This window comes from Enterobacter asburiae (genome assembly GCA_011754535.1).
GTDB lineage: Bacteria > Pseudomonadota > Gammaproteobacteria > Enterobacterales > Enterobacteriaceae > Enterobacter > Enterobacter cloacae_N.
In genome coordinates, this window is record JAAQVN010000001.1 from 3,734,955 (window position 1) to 3,755,173 (window position 20,219).

Sequence of the window (20,219 nt, forward strand, 5' to 3'; positions counted from 1 at the left end):
TATTACGTATAGCTAACGGGAACACCGTTTCTAAGCCAGGCGTTCAAAAATAGAGCGGGGTTTTGAGAATATCTGGAATATTAGCGGATCTCAATTTCAGGAACGGCTGACATCCCGACGCGCAATAATTTTGCATCGGGTTGATTACCATCCAGCACTATTTTCACCGGTAAACGCTGGACGACTTTAGTAAAGTTACCCGTTGCATTGTCTGGCTGGATGGCTGAAAACGTTGCGCCGGTTGCAGGAGCGATACTATCGACATGTCCAGTAAACTTTTTGCCAGGCATGGCATCAATTTTAATTAAGACCTTCTGCCCCTGCTGAACATTTGCCAGCTGTGTTTCAAGATAATTGGCAGTGATGTAAGTTTGATGTAGCGGAACCACGGCCAGCAGACGTGTCCCTGCGTTAACGTAGGCACCGAGGCGCACCGAACGCTGGCCTACCATTCCATCGACTGGTGCAACAATACGCGTATAAGAAAGGTTAAGCCTCGCCTGACTGACCTTTGCCTGCGCGACTGCAACATCGGCTTCCGCCTGACGTAATGCGGCCCTCAACACGCCTACCTGTTTTTCTGCTGAGGTCAGAGCAGCTTCGTTCTGACGAACGACTGCGGATGCAGAACGCTGCGTTGAATGAGCTTTTTGTTGATCGTCCGCAGCGACGGTACCACTTTGATAAAGCTTGTTAAAACGTTCAGCGTTCTGACTGGCGTACTGCGCCGATGCCTGACTGGCTAAAAGGGTCGCTTTTGTCTGGGCAATAATGGATTGTTGTTGCTCCAGTTGTGCAAGGCTGCTCAGGTGTTTTGCTTCACTAAGCTGCAAATTAGCTTGCGCCATTTCAAGCGCTATTTTGTAGTCACGGTCATCCAGCGTGGCCAGTGTTTGCCCTGCTTTAACCCGTTGGTTATCGGCGACATAGATATTTTTGATATAACCCGATACTTTTGGTGCTACCAGTGTGTAATCCGCATTCACATAGGCATCATTGGTACGGGTATCATTATTCAGCATTGTCGACCATACGAAAAATATCATCGTCATCATCAGGATTAATAATGCGCTGAGCAGAATCGTCCTTCTGGATACAGAAAATTTCATTTAACCACCTCTATTCAGTCATGGCAGGTTGAAAACGTGTCTGGGGCGGCCAGACACGTTTTGGCAGCCAGACAGTGAGTAATAACAGGAGGACGGCAAAGCCAGTCATCAGCAGATAGCTATCGCCCAGACTCAGAACAATTGCCTGATGTTTTAATAAGGTGATAAATCCCGCGATGTTCTCGGTATTGCTGATGCTGCCGTCGTGTAATAAAGGGGTGCTGCTGCTGGCCTGCTCACTGACCGGTGTCGATATCAACCATGGGCGGTTGGCTACGTTATTGACCAGAACATTAGAATGAAATTGTTCTCTGTGATTTATAAACCATTCCACTAATACGCCAGCAGCGATGCTTGAAAAACCACGTACGGTATTGAACATAGCAGAGGCATAATGTCCTTCCGGGGGAGCCACCACGCTGGTTGCGCTCATAAGCAACGGTAAAATAATTGACGGTAATCCAATCGCCTGCAGAACCTGTATGGCCCAGAAATTCTGGCGTACCCAGTCGCTGGTTATCTGCATACCCATCAGGCTGGCAGAAATCATCAGAGCAATCCCGAAAGCTATCAGCCAGCGACAATCAACCCAGCGCAGACTAAGCAGTGCGGCAACAAGCGGGGTGATAATTAACTGCGGGAGCCCAATGGTCAAAGCCAGCGGGGCAAATTGCACTGTTCGAAAGCCCTCAATTTTACCAAAGAAATTGGACGGCAAAGCCGAGCCAGCCAGTGCCAGTACCAACACTACAGCGAGCGCCATCAGGCCATATGAAAAGTTACTTCTCTCCAGCATCTGTAATTTGAACAAAGGGAGGGGATGAAACCATTCATTAATCAGGAAAATCGCCAGGCACACGACGGCGCTGGATAACAGGCCATTAAATAAGGGCGATTCAAACCAGTCCAGACGTCCACCCTGAGTGATGGCGATTATTAAAAACGCCATACCAGAACAGCCGGTAAGCATACCGAACAGGTCGATCTGTTTAAATCGGTCGAGGTGAATCGGGTCCTGCGGCAAACCCCAGCCAATAAATAGCATCGAAATCAAAATGGCGGGGACCACTTGCCAGAACATGAACATCCAGCTCACATCATCTGTCCAGAATGCCGCCAGTGAAGGGGCCACATTTGGACCAAAAGTCGCAGTCAGAGCATAAGCTCCAAGTCCATAAAGTTTTAACGATGGTGGCAGAAAACGTAGCGCCACCGTCATGAGTAACGGAGGGAGTGCGCCGCTAAACAGGCCCTGTATCGTTCGCAAGAGAATAAACAACGGCGCATTCGGCAGTAAGGGTAAAAGTATGCCGCAAACCATAAAACCGCCAGCGCAAGCAAGCGCGAATTTACGCAGCGAAAAAGTCACAGCAAACCATGGTGCGATCATCATCGCCACTACTTCCGCGGCCTGGTAGGCAGATGTGAACCAAATGGCTTGATCATAAGTCACGCCAATTCCGGCACGCACATCCGCAAGCGCTATATCTATAACCCGACCATTAAGTCCGGAGGTCAAGGCTGCAATCAGTACACCCACAAACCCCATTGCAAGGCGCCAGGTAAAGGGGGGCGAAGGTTGGGTAGAACGCTGTGCATTCATACAAAGTTCTCGTGCATTAAATCGATACGATGTACCGCATTGTGGTACATTGTGGCATCTTACATTGTGGTAGCGTCCATTGCAATGTGATAATTAATAGATGGACTGAGGTAACAGGCTGTCAGTCACCGGAAAATAAGGAGCTCTATATGGTCGTAAACGCTTCAAGCTTTGAGGATGAAAAACCCGCTGGGATTCAGGTTATTGCGCGTGCAGCTGCAATTTTGAATGTGCTGGGTAAACACCCAGGCGGCATGAGTCTGGGGGAAATTGCGCAGGAGGTTGCTCTCCCTCGATCAACGGTGCAGCGTATTGTCGCGGCCTTAGACAGTGCTCAACTTGTGCGTAGCAGCGGTGCAGGTGGTCTGCGTCTGGGACCAGCACTACTCAAACTTATTTCCAGTGTGCACAGCGATGTAGTGGATCTTGTACGTCCCTTCCTGGAGCAGCTTTCGGCCAATATTAATGAAACAGTGACCCTGGCACGTGCCAGTGGTACCCAGCTGGCAATCGTCCATTACGTTGTAGCATCACGTGAATTACGTGTTGTACCTCGTATTGGACTTAATTTGCCGCTCTACAGTACTTCCGGCGGTCGTGTGTTATTGGCTATGGAAAGTGATGAAGATGTCCGCATACTGGTAGGCGATGCCTATCAAGATTTAACCGGAATGACAGTTAAAACTCTTCCACAGCTTCTGGAGCTGATCGCTGATGTTCGTGCCAATGGGCTGGCTATAGATCTGGGTGAAACTCTTGAGGGCGTCTGCACGATAGCAGTAGCGTTAGACACACTTTTTGGTCGTTTTTCTATCTCATTATTAGTTCCAGCGGCACGTTTCCATAAACATGAAACCTTTTATCGGAAAGAACTCATGCAATGCAAGGAGGCGATAGTTAATGAAATTGGAAGAACAATTTCGGTAGGAGAATAACTAACAACAGGAATTAATGTTCTCAACGAAATTTGTTAGGCAGCTTGCACAGCCCGGCTCGGCCCGACCTGCCCCAATATTAGATACAACGATCAGTTAGTAATGGACTTGACCAGCTTCGCGTTGATTAACACTAAGTACTGTTAGCTATTTCCGCTTTTGGCACAGGGCTGCTGTTGCAGCCCTGACAACCTTAGACTTCAATCGATTCAGAGATCTCTAACGCATCATCGACTTCGATGCCTAGATAACGGACAGTGCTTTCCAGTTTCTTATGGCCCAACAGAAGTTGGATCACCCGAAGATTCTTGGTTTTCTTGTATATCAGGTAAGGTTTTGTTCTTCTCATGGAATGTGTGCTGTAAAGCGAAGCTTCGAGACCAAGCTTTTCTACCCACCCATGAAAAATTCGGCTGTATTGTCGGGTTGATATGTGCCGGTTAGTTCCGATCCGAGACCGAAACAAGAAGTCTTTACTGTGCAAATTGCCAAGCTTTATCAATGCAGCAACAGCTTCTCTTGTCCCTTTGGTTATCTCAAATTGCACAGGGCTACCGGTTTTCTGTTGCAGCACCGTTGCTCTGCTTGAAACCGAGCTACCATATGCAACATCAGATACTTTGAGGTTCACCAGATCGCAGCCTCGTAGCTTACTGTCTAAGGCCATATTGAACAGAGCTAAATCACGCGTTTTACCTTCCAGTTCAAGCCGGATTCGGATCCCCCAGATATGAGATATCTGAAGTGGTCTTTTTTGGCCTATGATACGGTCTTTATTCCACGGTGACGTGTTCATACTCAAATCTCCTGCAATGTGGGAGATTTGAGTATGGTTGTCTCTTATGAGCGAAGAGCAGATGTTTGCATTTTCGCTCATACATCGATAAATGAAATATGGCTTACGGATTACATAAAAAGAGCCCGGTGTAATCGAACAATATAATCTGCAGTCGGATTGGATTGCTTATCGCCCATTCGCTCCTGAATTGCCTGAACAGCAATATCCCGACGCGCAGGCAGCCGTGTTTTTTCCGTTGCGGCGATCGCTGACTTCATTTCATCAAATGTGAGGTCAGTACAGTAGCAAGGTGCACCCGGTTGTTGACGCCATGACTCCTCAACTGTACCTGCATCGAAGGCGTCAAACCCCGTATCACTGACAAGACGCATAATCAATTTTTTGTGCTCTACGATATTCCCTGCCACCGGAATTGAAATACGTCCTGCTGTACCCTCTGCTTTACCTTTTGTAGCGAGAGAATCTGAACCTATTGCATTCCAGGCCTTCACCAGTGGACGGTTCAGGAGATGCGCTACCCACGCGCTTTCGACCTGACCATCTGAGAACCCATCGATGATTCCGTCGCGATGTGGGTAATAGTTCGACGTGTCAGCAACGATAACATGACTGGGTAATGTCCGGATCAGAGGCGCGATATCCGCAACCTTTGCCATAGGTATGGACAGGATGACAACCTGTGCATCCTGTACTGCACTGGCTGCATCGGCTGCTTCAGCGCCCGTTTCAAGCACGTCGGGGGCTATCGTTTCAGGCCCACGTGAATTTGCAACCTTAACGGAGTGACCGGCAGAGGCGAGACTGCGAGCAAGCGTTTTACCGATATGGCCGGTTCCCAGAACAGCAATCCGGTACTTTTCATAATTAATCATAACATCCCCTTTTTGGCTCAGGCCGTTACTGCACGGTTACGTTTAACGATGGCATCATGAGTGAGTTGTTCGCCTGCAGACATAAACTCCTTGATCAACGCATCTCTGTTTAGTGGAGCGCGAGTTTTATCCGCTGCCTTAAGGGCTGCTTCAAGCTCTCCGGTTTTTAGCTCAGTACAGTAGGCTGGCGTGCCGGGCTGTTGCCGCCATGATTCGCTAAGCGTACCGGCATCAACTGCATCGAAACCGGTCTGACTGACCAGTTCAAGTGCAACAGATTTTGCTACCGTACTGTCGCCGGCAACCGGAATAGCGATACGTGAGGGTGAACCGGCAACCAGCCCTTTATCTTTAAGCGTCTCGGCCAGAACAGCGTTCCAGGCTTTGACAAGAGGGCGTTTGACTATTTCACTGGCGTACACGCTTTCAGGTTTGCCTTCACGGATATCTTCAATGTCCCCGTCGCGGAAGGGATAGTAGTTAGACGTATCAATGACGATCACGCTCTCCGGAACATCACGCAAGAGTTCAGCCAGTTCAGCATGCTTATCAAAGGGCGTAGAGAGGATGATGACATCCACATCTCGTACGGCTTCCTGACGCTCAACCGCCAGTGCCCCAGCTCTTCGCGCAATCTCTGCAATTGTTTCCGGTCCCCTTGAGTTAGCCAGTTTGACCTCATGGCCCTGCACAGAGAGCTTATGTGCCAGAGTCGCACCAATGTTTCCAGCGCCAATAATGCCTATTTTCATACCAGTACCTTTTGTCTGAGTGGAGGATGATCAGTTATCAGCGGGATGGGCAAAGTTATTGAGGGTATCTCGTAACTCCTCGAGCTTCGCATCCGATAACTGACAGGCTGATTTGATTTTTTCGGTTACGTGCCACAGCTCGCTTTGCAAAGCGAGCCCGTCATCCGTAAGAGTAATGAGGACTCGCCTTTCGTCAGCGCGATCCCGCATGCGAACTATGCGTCCGGCAGCCTCAAGCCGTTTGAGAAGGGGGGTAATGGTGCCGGTATCCATGCCGAGCTTATTCCCGATATCACCCACGGTGCGTGGGGTTCCGTTAAACAACTCCAGCATGACCAGATACTGGGGAAAGGTTAGCCCAAGCGGGTCCAGCAACGGCTTATGTAACCGGTTCATGCGGCTCGCCGCACCATAGAGGGCAAACGAAAGTTGTGTCCCTATTTCCTGTCGTGACTGCATGCTCATATGCCAATCCGTTATCTTGTAGATGATTATATAGTGCACTAGATAAAACCATATAACAAACTTTTAATCAGTTAAAGAGTGATGAATGAGTAATTCGTGCGGTATGACAATGACAACAAAGCAGGCTGAGAAGTCTCCAGACTGACGGGTACTATCGTTCCAGGCTATTCAAACAGGTCCGCTTCTGGCACTGAGCGGACTGTCAGTTTAGGTTAAGCCCTGTGCAGCAACAGTGCCAGTCAAGTTTGAGCTAATTCACTTTATCTAAATTACAAAGCAGAGCTTCAGCTACGAGGTGATTATTTTTTTCTGTGTACATGAGAATCGAATGCTAGTCTGACACTCTCAACGTTTCGTGACCAATTTTTTAGAATAGTATCCGCTAATGCATCTTGGCTTGCATTTGCTAATCGGTATTTTTTACTTTGATTGTTAATCACAAAATCTGATTCTTCAACATATTCCCATAAGGGGTCAATAAGGTCATTCACTGCCGCAGCTTTACTTTTCCAACCACCTTGTGGTGCAAGTTCATTTATAAGGTCTACTAATTTCCTCTGAATAACAATGTATACCTCTGTTTTCTTCTCCCCCCCCTTCTTTCCAGCCTTAACTCTAACGCCTGATAGTTCTGATTGTTTATCAATGTAAACCTTGAACCAAACCATTCCGATACACTTATCAAATAGACTAAAAGAGGTATTTAATGCCCTTAGCGCGATGCATTCATTTTCCGATGCTACCGACTGCCCCCATTGATACAACATTGAAGCATTAAAAAGATGCGCAAAAAATATGTCATCAATTCTGATGGGCTCGATAATTAATGGAAAAAAAGTCTCCCGATAAATACGACTCTGTAAGTCTCGCCAGCACTCCTGTACAGGATCATATAATTCTGTGTACTCCTCTTTGAGCTGTAACATCCCATTAACAGTGTGACTTTGATAATCCCGAAGATGAGGTTCTGAGTACAACCTTACACGCGTACCCACTTTTGCAGATTTCCAGTACTGTTCTCTCATTCTGGCTAGTTCTTCTTGCATTACCGAGTAGCTTTCATCAAGTATTTCAGCATATCTCTCCCACTTGCAGTGTGACATCTCCTCAGAGACTTCCTTTCTTTTCTGGCTAATTTCTTCACAAATTTCAGATACAGAAAACATTAATCCACCATATATCAACAAGTTAAGTCTTGTAAAAAATGTCTTTTTGCTACCCGGATTTTTTGCAAAATCCTTTGATCATACTCTTACACAACCAAACTGAACTAATGCAAGGTAACTTAACATGAACACATCCAACGTCAGAATCCTTCGTTTAACCGACGTCGTCAGCAAAATGGGCATAAGCCGCTCCACCATCTATGATTGGCTCAATCCAAAATCTTCGCGCTACGATGCATCGTTTCCCAAACAGCGTCGACTGGGTAAGCAATCTATCGGCTGGCTGGAAGCTGAGTTAGACGAGTGGCTTTTACTCCGTAGTCAAGTGGGTTACTGAGTCTTAATGAATTGCAAGTAAAGGCCATTAACTCAGCCATAAAAACAGAATAATTCATTTAAATTTCGATACGAGATTGCGGAGGCATCATTCGATTGAGACGGTTGAACCTTAAAAAAAATCAACTTGCAAACCAATTGAATAGAGGTTCAAAAATACATTATTGACACTTTTTACAAGTATCAATTCAAGAAGAAAAGGACAATTGGCAGAAACATCAAGATCAAACATTTTTGGTCTTAGACTGATAACACTGTGAGGATGCCAATTGTCATCAAATGCTTTTTTGCGCCCTCAAAGCCAGAGGCGTCTGACGTGTCAAAAAATAATTAATGATACCGGATTCAAATCAATGAAATTTTTTGCTTACTTCGCTTGTGTTGACTCTGCTGGAGCAAAAGGAGTTAGAGAGCATACTGTTTTTCGAGAAATATGCGATTTTTTCCATGTAGACTCAGAGAATATTGTTATTGAAATTGTTGACATTAAACGACCATTTTCAGAACAACGGCTTTTAAAGGAGCTCATTAATACAAAAATGAACCGTGGTGACACCATTGTAATTACTGATTTAAGCTGTCTGGGAAGAAATGTTGAGGACATAGAGGAGGCTTTATTTTTATTTTTTCGAAAGGAGATAAATGTCTACTGTTACCATCCTCGCACTAGAATTGAGCCAGCAATTGAATGCTGCATGTCATTTCTGATAACAGTCCAAAAAAAAGTCGACATTCATAATCTTAAGTCAACAAGGAGTCGGCATCGGACAATGAAAAAAGCGTTAGGAAGAAAAAAGGGAAGTAAACATAAGATGGAAATATTAAAACTTAAGCTAAAAGGACATACACAGATACAAACAGCTAAAACTCTAGGAATCAGTATTTCAACAGTCAAACGCCACTGGAAAAACACATTTATTACTTAGCAAAAACAAGCTAATTAGAGAGTAACTTTAATATAGCCACCACAGGCCAGGACTGTCTTTGTCTAAAATTTAGATGTTGGAAAGGTATTATAATGGCAATCTACTCTTAGCTATGACTAATAGTCATCTAAGAGCAGTATTATTAATCAAGTAATTATCAGATCACAACAGTATGGGGATACGATGCTCTGATGCCTGAATATATCTGAATCAAAGACAATGTACAGTCTTATCTGTGTGGCAATCATTAATATGGTCTTTAAAGACCGTAGGACTAACCACATAGGAATTCTGATATGAGTTATGTTGAACTTTACCGATCAATAATCAATCAATCATTGAATTTGATTACGAACAGGCACCAAAGAGTTGTTGCGTTCAGAGTTGATACTCATTTTCCGGGGATAGTTGACAACGGTGATAACATTTGCTGCTTTCATAACCTGAAACCTGGTGAAATTAGCCGTATGTGCAAATCAATGGAGGCTAAGCTCATAGCCGATATTCAGAGAAAAGAGCGAGAAGGGAAACGTGTACACCGAGGAACAGTAATTATTATATGGGCGAGAGAATTTTCATTATCGGGTAAATGCCATTACCACCTTTGCCTGCTGTTTAACAAAGATGCCTATTACCATCTCGGGGATTATGAGCAAGAAAATACGCTAAGAGCAATGATCACCGGATCTTGGTATAGCGCGATGGGCCTACATCTGGACGATTATCGAGGCTTGGTGCATTTTCCAGAGAACTGCCGTTATGTACTAAACTCTAATCATCCAGACTTCCAATGCCACTATCAGGAGCTGCTGAACCGCCTTGATTATCTCGCTAAAATAGAGACCAAGATTTTGGGTGAAGGATATCGTAATTTCGGTTCTTACCAAATCGATCTTTAATTTCAATGTGGCCTTCCTGTTTAGGGAAGGCCTTTTTCACATCAGGGATAAGTGATGTGCCCTACAATCGCGCAGATGAGTCGATAATCGCTAACGTAAAAGATCTCCGGATTTTCTGCATTTTGCTCGCCGATAAAAAAGATCCAAGCTTTATCTTTCAGCCCTTTACCTTTAGCTTCGATAGCCTCTGTGCGAGCTGCTTCCAGCTCTTTACGAACCACGGTACGCTTGGCTTTAGACCAGCTAGCCCATTCGATGTAGATCTGGTAGCTTCGGGTAGGTTTAGGTTTACCTTCCTCATCTTTTCCCCATTCACCAGACAGCGGAATGATTAGGTTTTCATCATTTTCAGTAAATTTATTCCAGAGCAGTGATGCATAAAAGATCTTCGGCTCAGGGTAAGGTTGAACCTCATTCCGGAGCTTTTTAAATGCCGTCATGTAGATTTGACCACTGATTCCTGGAACGTTAAGCGACATCCCCCGGTCATGCGGGAAACGGATGAAGGCACGGCAAATATTGCGAATAGCATTCACTTGACGCCGGGATTGTCGTTCGGGTGAATTACCTTCACCAGATTGTGAGGATGCTGAACGTGTCGAACTGGATTTACTTTCATCACCAGAGAAACTTGGTTCAACAACTGGGCGTTTTTCGATCAGCTTTAGCCCCGAGGGCATTAACCCCGGAGCACTGTCCAGTATGTTGCGGACACTGGCCTTCTGGCCTTGGCGAATTACTGTGCTTTCAGCATCAGCATCACATTCTGGATGATGCTGAATATGTCGTTTCTTTTTAAAATAGGCTCTGACTTTTTTATCTTTTTCCCATGCAGCAGGATGCATGGTTATACCACACCCCCAGCACACGTAACCTTCAGTATCAACGCTATCAAGTAGCCACAGATCCTCTGCTTCTACAATCTCACGGGTATGTTTATCACGTGCAGACTCCATTACTTTCTCCTTGTTAGGCTTTTAACCGTCATTCAAACCTCTGTTCCCTCTCACTATCTTCCCGTAACTCGCGTTCTTTTTGACGTTCCACCCACTTCTTCATTTTTTCGCAAACTACTTTCGCAGCCTCGGCGATATCAGGACGCTCATGTTGGCTCAGTGTACTGATAGTCCTTGATCTAGCTTGCATTATGTTCGCAAGGCTACCAGTCCAGGATGATGGAGTAATGCGCTCAGCAAAAGACTCCAGTACAGCTAGTGGCTCAGGTGACGCCTCTAGAAGTTCTATAGCCGTTTCGTGTATGGTCAGTGCACTCTGCTCACCATTTTTTGACCAAAGATTTATTCCACCAGCTACAACGGGCCAAACAAAGGGATCATTTCTGGCGCGGCACCATGCAATTAGAACGCTTGTATTTATTTTTGCTAGGGGATAAGTGCGTAAGCCACCACGATTAATAAAGAATTGTCTTCTTTGCCGCTGTTCCTCAGTACCTTCAAAAATGCGATTGAGAAATGCTTCTGGCATCGATGCAGCAGTTGTAGCTATAGTTTTATGAAATCCAGACACATATCCATAATGTTCATCAATGACGCTGAATATTGTGTCCAACCACTCTATTTTTCTTGAGTCATTACCATCGAAACGCAATGCAGCATGGATAACTTGTTCCATGCGATAATCGATTGCCCCCCCTTGGTCTCTGTCGCTGTTTTGAATCCTCTGGATAGCTGCTGCGAGACAGATTAATCGAAAGTCTGCACCGAGTGTATCTGCAGATTCATCTTTACCATGAAGCTTCATGGATAGTGCATCCAAAATAACATCGTCGCCGCTAACTTTATTTAGGAGGCGCTTAGCAAGATCAAGTAAACGGACTCTCGGTAAATTGGCGTATTGGTCTCGCCAGAGAATTGGCTCATACATAAAAGGGCTAATGTCTGGATCATCCAAATGCTTCATGCAGCGATCCAAATCATTTACTGTAAATTTCCCCCAAGGATGCAAGCCAACCAATACCTGTCGCAGTTCAGGATGCTGCGCACATTGGTCGAGAAACTTCTGTGCTAATGATGGATCGACAGAGTCAACTTCTTCGATGAATCCCCCAATAACTCCAAAGTCTTTGTTAGCATCTGGCTGTTTTTCAATTTGTTCAACAAGTCGCTGCCAGCCAATACGTAGATCATGTGCCCCTCGAGCAAGTCCTCGACCAAAGCCAGCACGATAAGGCATTCCACCGATGGAGAACAGATCTGCTCCTAACTCCTCAAGTACATGATTTGATGAGGCAAAGTTTTGTCCCAATTGAAGTGCTTTAGCTTCAAGTCGTTTTCCAGCTGCGGTATATTTATCGGAGTCCTCATGATCAAAATCCGCATCCAGTGCCCAATAATCATGATTTTTACTCAACACGTATGTCTTTATTGTTGGAATTAACGCAATGGGCTCCAACTCCTTCTCTAAGGCAGCAAGATTATCCGGCAACTGCTCAACATCATCTCCATCGCTACGCTTGGTATAGTCAAAATAAACCGTTGAACGAACGGCTTTCCAACCTTCCCCCCAAGGACTTAAAACATTTAATGTACGGGCAGCATCGATGAGTTTGTCTCGCATTGCTTCTTGAAACCAAATTCCCCTGAATTTGTCAGCCAGGATTGATCTTGCAGGCTTTTCAAGCTCAGGATCTCCGGATGCCGCTAATTGGATAATGACGTCAATAAAGGCGCTGCGCCATTCAACAAGTTCATCATAGTTGGGTTCGTATCCATAGTCTCTTGGTCGAGCTCCAAACTCACTAACTCCAAACCCTGACCACGGAGGGCCATCCAAGGCGGTTGACAGCATCTTGAAGCCCAAAGATCTACGCGTAAGAGTGCTTGATGCAATGCATTCGTTCATTAAAGCAATACGCTGGCTCAGGGATGCATGAGTACCAGACAGATACGCCTGGAAAAACCTTGGGACCATGTTTAGAGCAGAATCCAGATTATTATTATCGGCTTCGTCCTCTGCCATTTGGATAAGAAGCCTGGCGCATCGCTCAAAGGCATTCGGTTCGTATGCCATCAATTGTAAAAGACGCAGAATACTACGTCGCTGCGGATTGTAGCCCGGCTCCATACCTTTGAAATCAGATGATGAGAGTACGGCAGCCTCAATTCTGTTGAGCAATGCTTCAGGTGCAACCGGTCCGATATACCCAAGTATTCGTAACGAAATATCATTTAACTCGGCTATTCTTCCTAACATCCCTTCAGGCTGAAGCCAGGCTTCTACAATTTCTTTCGCAACAGGATGGTCATGCAACAACCCCAAGCGGTGCGAAAAAGACATTAATAAACGCTCACAATCCGGAGCTTCAAAAGTCGCCCTAAGTTGATCAACGGGAATACTGTCGAGTGCGGATGCTGCCAATCTGTTAGCAATGGCATGAGGTAAGATAGCTCTCCAGTGAGATCTTTTCTGAACGATATGACGTTCCATCAACTTCGTAACGGCTTTAAATAACTGGGTTCTGGAATACTCAAAGAGCGCCCCTAATATTTCCAGTTCATCGGTAGCAGCATCTTGACTAGATACCGAGAATGAATACACCAGTGACAATATTTCAGCTTGCTCCCGTAAATTACCGTCGGGTTGATTACGCTGTTCAAACAAACGATTAAACAACTGCGCATCAGAAAGTAGAGCCAAACTCTCGCCTTCCTCCCCTCTCTCCGCTATAGCCAAAGCAACTCTTGCATTCCCATCTGCGAACTCAGCAATACGACGGGCATTATTCTGACCAATAGATGGGAAGCGACGGATAAGAAGTTGCTCAGCCACCTCTGGACCATCTGTCTCAATATGGATGACCTCAGTTGTCTGTGGTTTGTCATCCCTAATGTCGTACTCGATCGTGATGAGACTTACTTCTTTTCCTGCAGCTGATACCTTGCTAGCAAGTGAAGCATGGAGTTCTGATGGGCAATTATCAAGGATCATAATTGCTCGTCGGTCCTCAGCGATCAGCTTATCAAGCATTGCTGTCGCCGACGGTATCTCCCTGTGCGATGCTGTCAATTTCATTGTGGAAAGGTATGAACTGGTGCGCACCGACCATAGCTGTTTCAGCCTCACCGAACGCTCTTCACTGATTGGTGCCATCGACATTCTGCGTGCCCGTCGTGCGACCGGACTGATAGTAAGCAGCGGCTACAGCACCATTACCCGCATCACAACGGGCCGGTATCAGGGAGGAGAAGCACAGTGAAAATCCGCCTGAACCTTAACGCTGACAGCATCAATGTGCTGGCGCTGAACATGGGGAAAATCACGGTCGATGTTGACGGTATTGAGATCGCGGAGCTGATAGCTGCCGTTAATGCTCAAGGGCTTACGCTGCGTATCGCGGAGGAACCCGGCGAGGTGATTGTGGAAACCAGCTCTCACCTTCTCCTAAGTAGCCTTGTAAGATAAGGCCAAGCGGACCGATAAAATGAAAATTAGTTTTAGGCACCATCTTAGGCACCAAAGAATAATTGAATTGAAGAATTAGCATTTTAATTCAGGTGGTTAGCGGACTAATTCAGACTCCGCCAGCCCACCAAAATTCTCCATCGGTGATTACCAGAGTCATCCGATGAAGTCCTAAGAGCCCGCACGGCGCAAGCCCTGCGGGCTTTTTTGTGCCTGCAATTTTTCCCGCGAAATCCGAAGAGAACTCATTAAATCCGAACCTTTTGGGTCCATTGATAGGCCCAACGAAAAGCTCAATTGTTTTCGTTGGGCCTAAACGCATGGAGATTCCCCATGCAAGAAAAACTAAGCCGTTAACTGAGACGGAAATCAAACCCGCCTAACCTAAAGATGCCGATTACCAGCTTTATGATGGTGACGGGCTTACTCTGTTAATAAAGTCCAGCGGCAGTAAGCTCTGGCAGTTCCGTTACTATCGACCTCTGACAAAGCAGCGAACCAAGCAGAGCTTTGGTGCCTACCCTGCCGTCTCGCTTTCTGATGCACGTAAACTTAGAGCCGAATCTAAAGTTTTATTGGCGAAAGACATTGATCCTCAGGAACATCAGAAAGAACAGGTGAGAAATTCTCAAGAGGCCAAACCAACGCTTTCCTGTTAGTTGCTGAGCGTTGGTTGAATGTGAAGACATTACTAACATCGGGGTGTATTAATCAACGGGAGCAGGTCAGGAGCGTAGCGAATAAAACTCCTGATATATACCCTGTATCACCAGCATGTCATGCACTATTCTCGCACCTTAATTTAATCTGCTCACATTGAAGAATTATAAAAATAACTATATATGAACCCAAAAGTCCAATTATGAACATTAGCCAGCCATCATGACTGGCTATTTTTGGTTGAATATTGAATCAAAAAACTCAATGCTATTTTCGATTTCATTAAATGCTTCAGCAATATTTTCATCATCATCATCAAAATCAGGATCTCCTAACCATTGATCCTCATCACTATAAATCCCTTGCGCTTGATTATAAGTGTGAACTTCTAGCTTTTGTAATTTAAAAAAATTATAACTAAAATTTCCTTTATCGCTATTATCTAAAACTTCGTATTTTATTATGATATCTCTTCCTTTTTGGTTATGCGTATAGGATATATGTTCTTCAAACACATCAACGTTTGGATGTATAAACAAATAGCTTTCTTTGTTATAAGGTGTTATTTCATCATGAAAATTTTCTGATAAAAAATCAAGACGCCTTCCCTTTATTTTCATATTACATCTTTTGCATGAAGCGGCCAAGTTCCTCAAGTCAAACATTTTATAGACAAATTTGTGTTTTGGAAGTATATGTTCGATATCTATAACAAAATTAAATTCACCATGAAAGCTTCTCAGGCAATAGCAGCAAACATTTCTTTGTCTTTTTTTTAATGCTTCTTTTATTTTTGCTTTTAATACGGTTATTTTTTTATCATTCCATGATGAATGCCCTTTCTTAAGGCATTCAATTATAATCTTATTGTCTGCACAACTAAAATAAAGCATCTTACAATCTCTTTTCTTGTAATTTAAAAAGAAGCTCTATTACACTTTCTATAAAACTGATCTGGAGAGTATCAGTAGATGCATTTTTCATGTCTTCCAGCGTGGAGTTTGCTTCATGAAATGATATTATTCCTAAAGTATATTTCTTTAACAAAGTCTCGCAACACTCAGATAAATAACGATTTTTTGGAGTAAGGACTCCAAAGTAATCATAGTATATTTCTTCAATATTCAATCCAATACCAGGGTTTTCATACACTAACTCTCCTTCGCTAACTGTGGCTACCCTAATATTTGCATTATCTATATTATTTGGGATTGCTATGAATGGCGAGTGTGTAGCAATATAAACATCAACTGACTTTTTCCCAATAAAATTTATAATATTCTGTATATATTCCCTTTGCCACTTTGGGTGTAAACTATTTTCAGGTTCATCTATTAATATTATTGCTTCATCCTTATTATTATCAAACCCAGTGATGAACTTGATAATGAAAAGGCCAATCCCAAGCATGTATAGCTCTCCTGAACTAGCTTGTGACAAAGGGAATTCGACTCCTTTCTTCATTAAAAAAAAACTTGTACTAAAAAGATCATCCTCTATGTTCACTTTTTCCTTCACTATTTCATTTTTTGTTAAATGCCTACTGTATTCATTTATACCATCCATATTTTCTTTGTTTATTTTAAAAAAATGCTCTCTTTGTATATACTCAGAATAGTCACTATTTGCTGTTTTAGTTATTGTTTTTTGATTAAATTCCGCACCTATAGATCCTTCTATTGATATTTTATGTATTGTATTTTTGTTATCATTGTTTGTTTTTATTTTATAATTCGGCTTTTGAACTATATTTAAAAAAGGCTCAAACCCGATATATTCAAGAATATCCAACGCACTATTAATATTCAATGGCGTTATTATCTTATTGAATTCACCGTATAAAAATGACTCATAGCTATTTGTTTGCGCATGGGTGCTGGATATTAAGTACTGGGTTATTTTTCTTGACTCTATCTTTGGGAATTTATTGATTAATGAATTTGATATCACTGCAATTGAACTGTTATTTTTTTTACTTTCAAATACTTTCAATAAATACCTTGTTTTCCCCTTCCCATTTTCACCTAATATTATAGTTATATTTTTCATTGTCATATCCATCCTATCTATTCATAAAAAGTAGAATTATGATTCTTATCTATTATATATTTTTGTTGTCGCCTGTTAAAGAGTCGGCGCAGTTTAAGTCAAATAAAGTTAGCCCCCTTTCATATCAACACTATCGCCCCCCATTTTTTGCGCCTTCCCTTCCCCGCAAAAAATCAAAATCCCCAACAAACTCAACCACCTCCCCCACCAATTACAAGGACGCCAGCTCTGATGCAACACCAGGAATAAAAACACTCAAAATTCAACAAGTTGAATTATTCTCATTGCATATGCATTCATGCTCTCTGTATGAATCTTGAGCCTTTGGCACCACGTTATGCCTGATATATGGCAACTGCATTTCTCCAATGCACTACATCAACGCCTGAACCTTAGACGATGTCTCTCGGCCTCACACAGTCAACATTTAAATTTCTTTTGGTATGCCAGACTGTAAATTTAACGGATGACTTCTTATCAATACATGTTTAAGGAGCAATAGCCGCTTCTGGCACTTAACGGACAAATGCGAAGATCCGCTTTGAGCGAACAGCAGAAAAAGAAATTCGATTACTGGACAATGAGTATTTCAAGTTCCGGTTGTTTGTAGCCCGGAACTTTACGTCTTTACTGATGCCCTCGATTGCACGGGATAGTCGACACTTAAACAGGCCTGCGAATGTTAAGCTCATATACAACACAGGGAACATCGTAATGCTGCTCAATTGCTTTGAAAGTCATACCTAACCTCTGCATCACACGCTGCGAGGGGATATTTTCAGGATCGGCAACCGCCACCAGATAAGTTGCGCCTATCCGTTCCACCGCGTAATCAATGATCGCTTTGGCTGCCTCTGTTGCGTAGCCTTTGCCATTGTGTTCCGGGACGAGACGCCAGCCAATCTCTAATGGTGCGCCATCCACATTTGCCAGGTGCTGGAGGCAAGCAGCGCCAACGATCGCGCCAGAGGTCTTCTCTTTGATTGCCCACCATGAGAAATTGTACTTATCCCAACGAGCCTGGACTCTTCTGATACCTTCCCAGGTTTCTTCAGGCGTTTTTACGATACCCCCGGTAATATAACGCATCACACCGGAATCACTATCCATTACCCTTAAGCCTTCATAATGAGAGTCATTATAGGGTTCAAGCTTTAAACGGGGCGTTTCTAACTCCATCTGCGATTCCTCTTACTTGAAAGTATTACATTCGAAGAACTTATCCCAATAACTCAACATAACACAATGTAAGAAACGTCTGCTTAAGGCACTCCGCCGAAATTTTCCTTTTCCCGAACATCGGAGCCTGGCTTTAGCATCGATTACAGTAACTAAACCGAGATGTCCATAACGGGATTTTGAGATTGGCTGCAACGGCAATGACGCTTTTGCTCCGGCCGCGTAAGCGACCGGAAATATGGATTTAACCTCTCTCAGAATACGCGTTCAGCATGGCAAGAACCGCCCAACGCGCCTCATCGTCTGCGATATTTTCTGGCAGAACATCAGCTCGAAGATTGATATAAGCGTCAACAGCCTTCCTGATAGCCATACTGACGGAGTTACGATCGTGCGTCGCCAGCGTGGAAGTCAGCAGGCCATCAGGATCTATGCCGTGGAATTCAATACGGCGAACCCCACGTTGCGGAAGATTTGCGCGACGGTAAAGCATAGGTCCCAGCACCTGCTCCCGGAAGAATGACAGCATACCAATCGCTTCGAAGAGCTCGCCCCTCCCCAGTTTAACCACTGCATAATGAAGCCAGATCCAGGCTCGGGACTCAAACCACTCCGGTGTCATGTCAGGCCAGTGAGCACTAAACTTTGCCATCTGTCGCTCCAGAGCAATGTTATCACGGGTAAATAACACTGCTGGCTCCTCAACGCGTTGAGTGAGCATTTCCAGAGTGACAAATTTCAGATCGACGTGAAGGAGTTCGGGGCCATACAGGCATATAAGCAGGCGAGGCTCTCCGACATGTTCCCCGGTGAAAGCATGGAGCAGATGGCCTAATGTTCCGGCAAGCAACCGACGCTGCGCCATAACTTCGTCATAGTAGAGAGGCTCTACGACAACGACAAAATCGAGATCGGAGTATTTATCAAACCCGCCATGAACAATCGAACCGCCAGCGAGAAGGGAGTGAATACGCGAATCAGCCTGAAATTTAAGCTTGAGTTGCTCTGCAAAACTTCTGTGTAAATCGGGTAACGTACTAAGCATACTTTTTCCTGTTCACAAAAAATACAAAGCATTACAGAATATCGTGCTGTTCATATACAGGCCAGATATTTTCAATGTGGGCTCCCACAGCGGCTTAACAAGGCAGTACCGTAACGTATGGCTGCATTGAATTATGCAGAGGACTACACCTTCTCATGCGAATGCGCTCCATCCCTTTGACCAATATCAACGACGCCTCCCCCTCCCATTATGCAGAATAAAAAAACACCACCCAGCGCTACGGATTAGCCGCCCCAACCCGGAAGGAACCCCACAATGTACAGACCCATAACCATCATTCTCTTCATTCTCCTGACCCTCGCCGCCCTTGCTGAAATAGGCTTTTTATCCTTTGGATAATCCTCAGGCGAACTCCCCCTCATTAAGGCACATTGATCTCATTACAGTTTTTTCCTAAAGCCACCCCGCTTCGTCTGTGCCATGCTGAATCACGCTCATAACCGATAACGTTAAATGAGGATATTATGAAAAAAACAATTATCGCATTATCTGCCGTTCTGCTGGCTTCCCCAGTTTTTGCTGCGACCACACATGCAACTGACGATACCGTCGCTGCGGCGAACGCAAACGCCAACGAAGCGAAGCAAAAACTGCACGAAGCGCAGAACAAAGGTGAAGAGCTGAAGCTGAAACAGCAGCATGCTGCGGAAGGTAAGAGCGAAAGCTTTGGCAGCAAAGTCAGCGAAGACTCCCAGAAAGCCTGGCATAAAACCAAAGAAGGCACCGAGAAAGGGTGGGATGCCACTAAAGAAGGCGCTGAGAAAGGCTGGAACAAAACCAAAGAAGGTGCCAGCGAGCTGGAAAAGAAAGTCACTGAGTAACCGACACACTCACCTCAGGGCCGCGTTAGCGGCCCTTTTTATTGCTTCGAACAGAGAGTATTAATGCAAACGTCCGGCTGCCCATCCCCGTGGTCATATTTTTTCGACCTTAGTATCAGGTTAATAGATGAACCGCATTGAAAATAAAGCAGGTTATTAT

The 20,219-nt window shown here is 44.5% G+C and carries 20 protein-coding genes and 1 pseudogene; 8 read left to right on the forward strand and 13 right to left on the reverse strand.

The annotated features are described in order from the left end of the window. Positions 1-80: 80 nt before the first annotated feature. Positions 81-1,109 carry an HlyD family secretion protein gene (locus HBM95_17670; protein ID NIH44742.1) on the reverse strand — a complete coding sequence of 343 codons (1,029 nt, stop codon included), beginning with the start codon at positions 1,107-1,109 and terminating at the stop codon, positions 81-83. 10 nt (positions 1,110-1,119) lie between these two features. After that, positions 1,120-2,712, reverse strand: coding sequence for an MFS transporter (locus HBM95_17675; protein ID NIH44743.1), 1,593 nt, complete (start codon positions 2,710-2,712; stop codon positions 1,120-1,122). A gap of 149 nt (positions 2,713-2,861) precedes the next feature. Between HBM95_17675 and HBM95_17680 the strand changes: the two genes are divergently transcribed. Further along, a complete protein-coding gene (locus HBM95_17680; protein ID NIH44744.1) occupies positions 2,862-3,647 on the forward strand; it encodes an IclR family transcriptional regulator in 786 nt (261 codons plus the stop codon). Between the two features lie 193 nt (positions 3,648-3,840). Here the strand turns inward: HBM95_17680 and HBM95_17685 are convergent, their stop codons facing one another. The 5 genes from HBM95_17685 to HBM95_17705 all read right to left on the reverse strand — a co-directional run bounded on the left by HBM95_17685 (position 3,841) and on the right by HBM95_17705 (position 7,701). Continuing rightward, positions 3,841-4,443 (reverse strand): tyrosine-type recombinase/integrase, encoded by a 603-nt coding sequence (locus tag HBM95_17685; protein ID NIH44745.1) that lies wholly within the window; start codon positions 4,441-4,443, stop codon positions 3,841-3,843. Positions 4,444-4,553: 110 nt separating this feature from the next. Beyond that, entirely contained in the window at positions 4,554-5,318 is a 765-nt protein-coding gene (locus HBM95_17690) for an NAD(P)-binding domain-containing protein (GenBank protein ID NIH44746.1), read from the reverse strand. Between the two features lie 17 nt (positions 5,319-5,335). Then, positions 5,336-6,070: an NAD(P)-binding domain-containing protein gene (locus tag HBM95_17695; GenBank protein NIH44747.1), complete on the reverse strand. Its 735-nt coding sequence runs from the start codon at positions 6,068-6,070 to the stop codon at positions 5,336-5,338. 30 nt (positions 6,071-6,100) lie between these two features. Beyond that, positions 6,101-6,466, reverse strand: a complete 366-nt coding sequence (locus tag HBM95_17700; GenBank protein ID NIH44748.1) for a MarR family transcriptional regulator — start codon at positions 6,464-6,466, stop codon at positions 6,101-6,103. 368 nt (positions 6,467-6,834) lie between these two features. Continuing rightward, positions 6,835-7,701 carry a hypothetical protein gene (locus HBM95_17705; protein NIH44749.1) on the reverse strand — a complete coding sequence of 289 codons (867 nt, stop codon included), beginning with the start codon at positions 7,699-7,701 and terminating at the stop codon, positions 6,835-6,837. 124 nt (positions 7,702-7,825) lie between these two features. On the opposite strand from HBM95_17705, the gene HBM95_17710 reads away from it, so the two are divergent. The 3 genes from HBM95_17710 (at position 7,826) to HBM95_17720 (ending at position 9,862) form a co-directional block, all read left to right on the forward strand. Then, on the forward strand, positions 7,826-8,038 hold the full coding sequence (locus HBM95_17710; protein ID NIH44750.1) for an AlpA family phage regulatory protein: 213 nt from the start codon (positions 7,826-7,828) through the stop codon (positions 8,036-8,038). A gap of 352 nt (positions 8,039-8,390) precedes the next feature. Continuing rightward, a complete protein-coding gene (locus HBM95_17715) occupies positions 8,391-8,963 on the forward strand; it encodes a recombinase family protein (GenBank protein ID NIH44751.1) in 573 nt (190 codons plus the stop codon). Between the two features lie 296 nt (positions 8,964-9,259). Then, positions 9,260-9,862: an inovirus Gp2 family protein gene (locus HBM95_17720; GenBank protein NIH44752.1), complete on the forward strand. Its 603-nt coding sequence runs from the start codon at positions 9,260-9,262 to the stop codon at positions 9,860-9,862. 41 nt (positions 9,863-9,903) lie between these two features. On the opposite strand, the gene HBM95_17725 is transcribed toward HBM95_17720, so the two are convergent. Then, positions 9,904-10,818: a hypothetical protein gene (locus HBM95_17725; GenBank protein ID NIH44753.1), complete on the reverse strand. Its 915-nt coding sequence runs from the start codon at positions 10,816-10,818 to the stop codon at positions 9,904-9,906. Positions 10,819-10,846: 28 nt separating this feature from the next. Further along, positions 10,847-13,651, reverse strand: a complete 2,805-nt coding sequence (locus tag HBM95_17730; protein ID NIH44754.1) for a hypothetical protein — start codon at positions 13,649-13,651, stop codon at positions 10,847-10,849. A 58-nt stretch (positions 13,652-13,709) separates the two neighbouring features. Here HBM95_17730 and HBM95_17735 point away from each other — a divergent pair, with 58 nt between their 5' ends. The 3 genes and pseudogenes from HBM95_17735 (at position 13,710) to HBM95_17745 (ending at position 14,969) form a co-directional block, all read left to right on the forward strand. Next, complete coding sequence (locus HBM95_17735; protein NIH44755.1) at positions 13,710-14,078, forward strand: hypothetical protein; 369 nt, start codon at positions 13,710-13,712, stop codon at positions 14,076-14,078. Then, entirely contained in the window at positions 14,075-14,284 is a 210-nt protein-coding gene (locus HBM95_17740; GenBank protein NIH44756.1) for a hypothetical protein, read from the forward strand. The genes HBM95_17735 and HBM95_17740 overlap by 4 nt, the downstream gene beginning before the upstream one ends. 320 nt (positions 14,285-14,604) lie before the next feature. Then, positions 14,605-14,969 (forward strand): annotated as a pseudogene (locus HBM95_17745) (integrase arm-type DNA-binding domain-containing protein). 205 nt (positions 14,970-15,174) lie between these two features. Here HBM95_17745 and HBM95_17750 read toward each other — a convergent pair. The 4 genes from HBM95_17750 to HBM95_17765 form a co-directional block, all read right to left on the reverse strand. Further along, on the reverse strand, positions 15,175-15,837 hold the full coding sequence (locus HBM95_17750) for an HNH endonuclease (GenBank protein ID NIH44757.1): 663 nt from the start codon (positions 15,835-15,837) through the stop codon (positions 15,175-15,177). 1 nt (position 15,838) lies between these two features. After that, a complete protein-coding gene (locus tag HBM95_17755; GenBank protein NIH44758.1) occupies positions 15,839-16,993 on the reverse strand; it encodes an ATP-binding protein in 1,155 nt (384 codons plus the stop codon). Positions 16,994-17,656: 663 nt separating this feature from the next. Further along, a complete protein-coding gene (locus tag HBM95_17760; GenBank protein NIH44759.1) occupies positions 17,657-18,172 on the reverse strand; it encodes a GNAT family N-acetyltransferase in 516 nt (171 codons plus the stop codon). A gap of 244 nt (positions 18,173-18,416) precedes the next feature. After that, on the reverse strand, positions 18,417-19,217 hold the full coding sequence (locus HBM95_17765) for a nucleotidyltransferase domain-containing protein (GenBank protein ID NIH44760.1): 801 nt from the start codon (positions 19,215-19,217) through the stop codon (positions 18,417-18,419). Between the two features lie 485 nt (positions 19,218-19,702). On the opposite strand from HBM95_17765, the gene HBM95_17770 reads away from it, so the two are divergent. Continuing rightward, entirely contained in the window at positions 19,703-20,059 is a 357-nt protein-coding gene (locus HBM95_17770) for a hypothetical protein (protein ID NIH44761.1), read from the forward strand. The last annotated feature ends 160 nt before the right edge of the window (positions 20,060-20,219 follow it).

Bases quoted from the DNA above. Each gene is read 5' to 3' on its own strand.
- HBM95_17670 (NIH44742.1), bottom strand. From the start codon at position 1,109: ATGAAATTTTCTGTATCCAGAAGGACGATTCTGCTCAGCGCATTATTA.
- HBM95_17675 (NIH44743.1), bottom strand. From the start codon at position 2,712: ATGAATGCACAGCGTTCTACCCAACCTTCGCCCCCCTTTACCTGGCGC.
- HBM95_17680 (NIH44744.1), top strand. From the start codon at position 2,862: ATGGTCGTAAACGCTTCAAGCTTTGAGGATGAAAAACCCGCTGGGATT.
- HBM95_17685 (NIH44745.1), bottom strand. From the start codon at position 4,443: ATGAACACGTCACCGTGGAATAAAGACCGTATCATAGGCCAAAAAAGA.
- HBM95_17690 (NIH44746.1), bottom strand. From the start codon at position 5,318: ATGATTAATTATGAAAAGTACCGGATTGCTGTTCTGGGAACCGGCCAT.
- HBM95_17695 (NIH44747.1), bottom strand. From the start codon at position 6,070: ATGAAAATAGGCATTATTGGCGCTGGAAACATTGGTGCGACTCTGGCA.
- HBM95_17700 (NIH44748.1), bottom strand. From the start codon at position 6,466: ATGAACCGGTTACATAAGCCGTTGCTGGACCCGCTTGGGCTAACCTTT.
- HBM95_17705 (NIH44749.1), bottom strand. From the start codon at position 7,701: ATGTTTTCTGTATCTGAAATTTGTGAAGAAATTAGCCAGAAAAGAAAG.
- HBM95_17710 (NIH44750.1), top strand. From the start codon at position 7,826: ATGAACACATCCAACGTCAGAATCCTTCGTTTAACCGACGTCGTCAGC.
- HBM95_17715 (NIH44751.1), top strand. From the start codon at position 8,391: ATGAAATTTTTTGCTTACTTCGCTTGTGTTGACTCTGCTGGAGCAAAA.
- HBM95_17720 (NIH44752.1), top strand. From the start codon at position 9,260: ATGAGTTATGTTGAACTTTACCGATCAATAATCAATCAATCATTGAAT.
- HBM95_17725 (NIH44753.1), bottom strand. From the start codon at position 10,818: ATGGAGTCTGCACGTGATAAACATACCCGTGAGATTGTAGAAGCAGAG.
- HBM95_17735 (NIH44755.1), top strand. From the start codon at position 13,710: ATGTCGTACTCGATCGTGATGAGACTTACTTCTTTTCCTGCAGCTGAT.
- HBM95_17750 (NIH44757.1), bottom strand. From the start codon at position 15,837: ATGCTTTATTTTAGTTGTGCAGACAATAAGATTATAATTGAATGCCTT.
- HBM95_17755 (NIH44758.1), bottom strand. From the start codon at position 16,993: ATGAAAAATATAACTATAATATTAGGTGAAAATGGGAAGGGGAAAACA.
- HBM95_17760 (NIH44759.1), bottom strand. From the start codon at position 18,172: ATGGAGTTAGAAACGCCCCGTTTAAAGCTTGAACCCTATAATGACTCT.
- HBM95_17765 (NIH44760.1), bottom strand. From the start codon at position 19,217: ATGCTTAGTACGTTACCCGATTTACACAGAAGTTTTGCAGAGCAACTC.
- HBM95_17770 (NIH44761.1), top strand. From the start codon at position 19,703: ATGAAAAAAACAATTATCGCATTATCTGCCGTTCTGCTGGCTTCCCCA.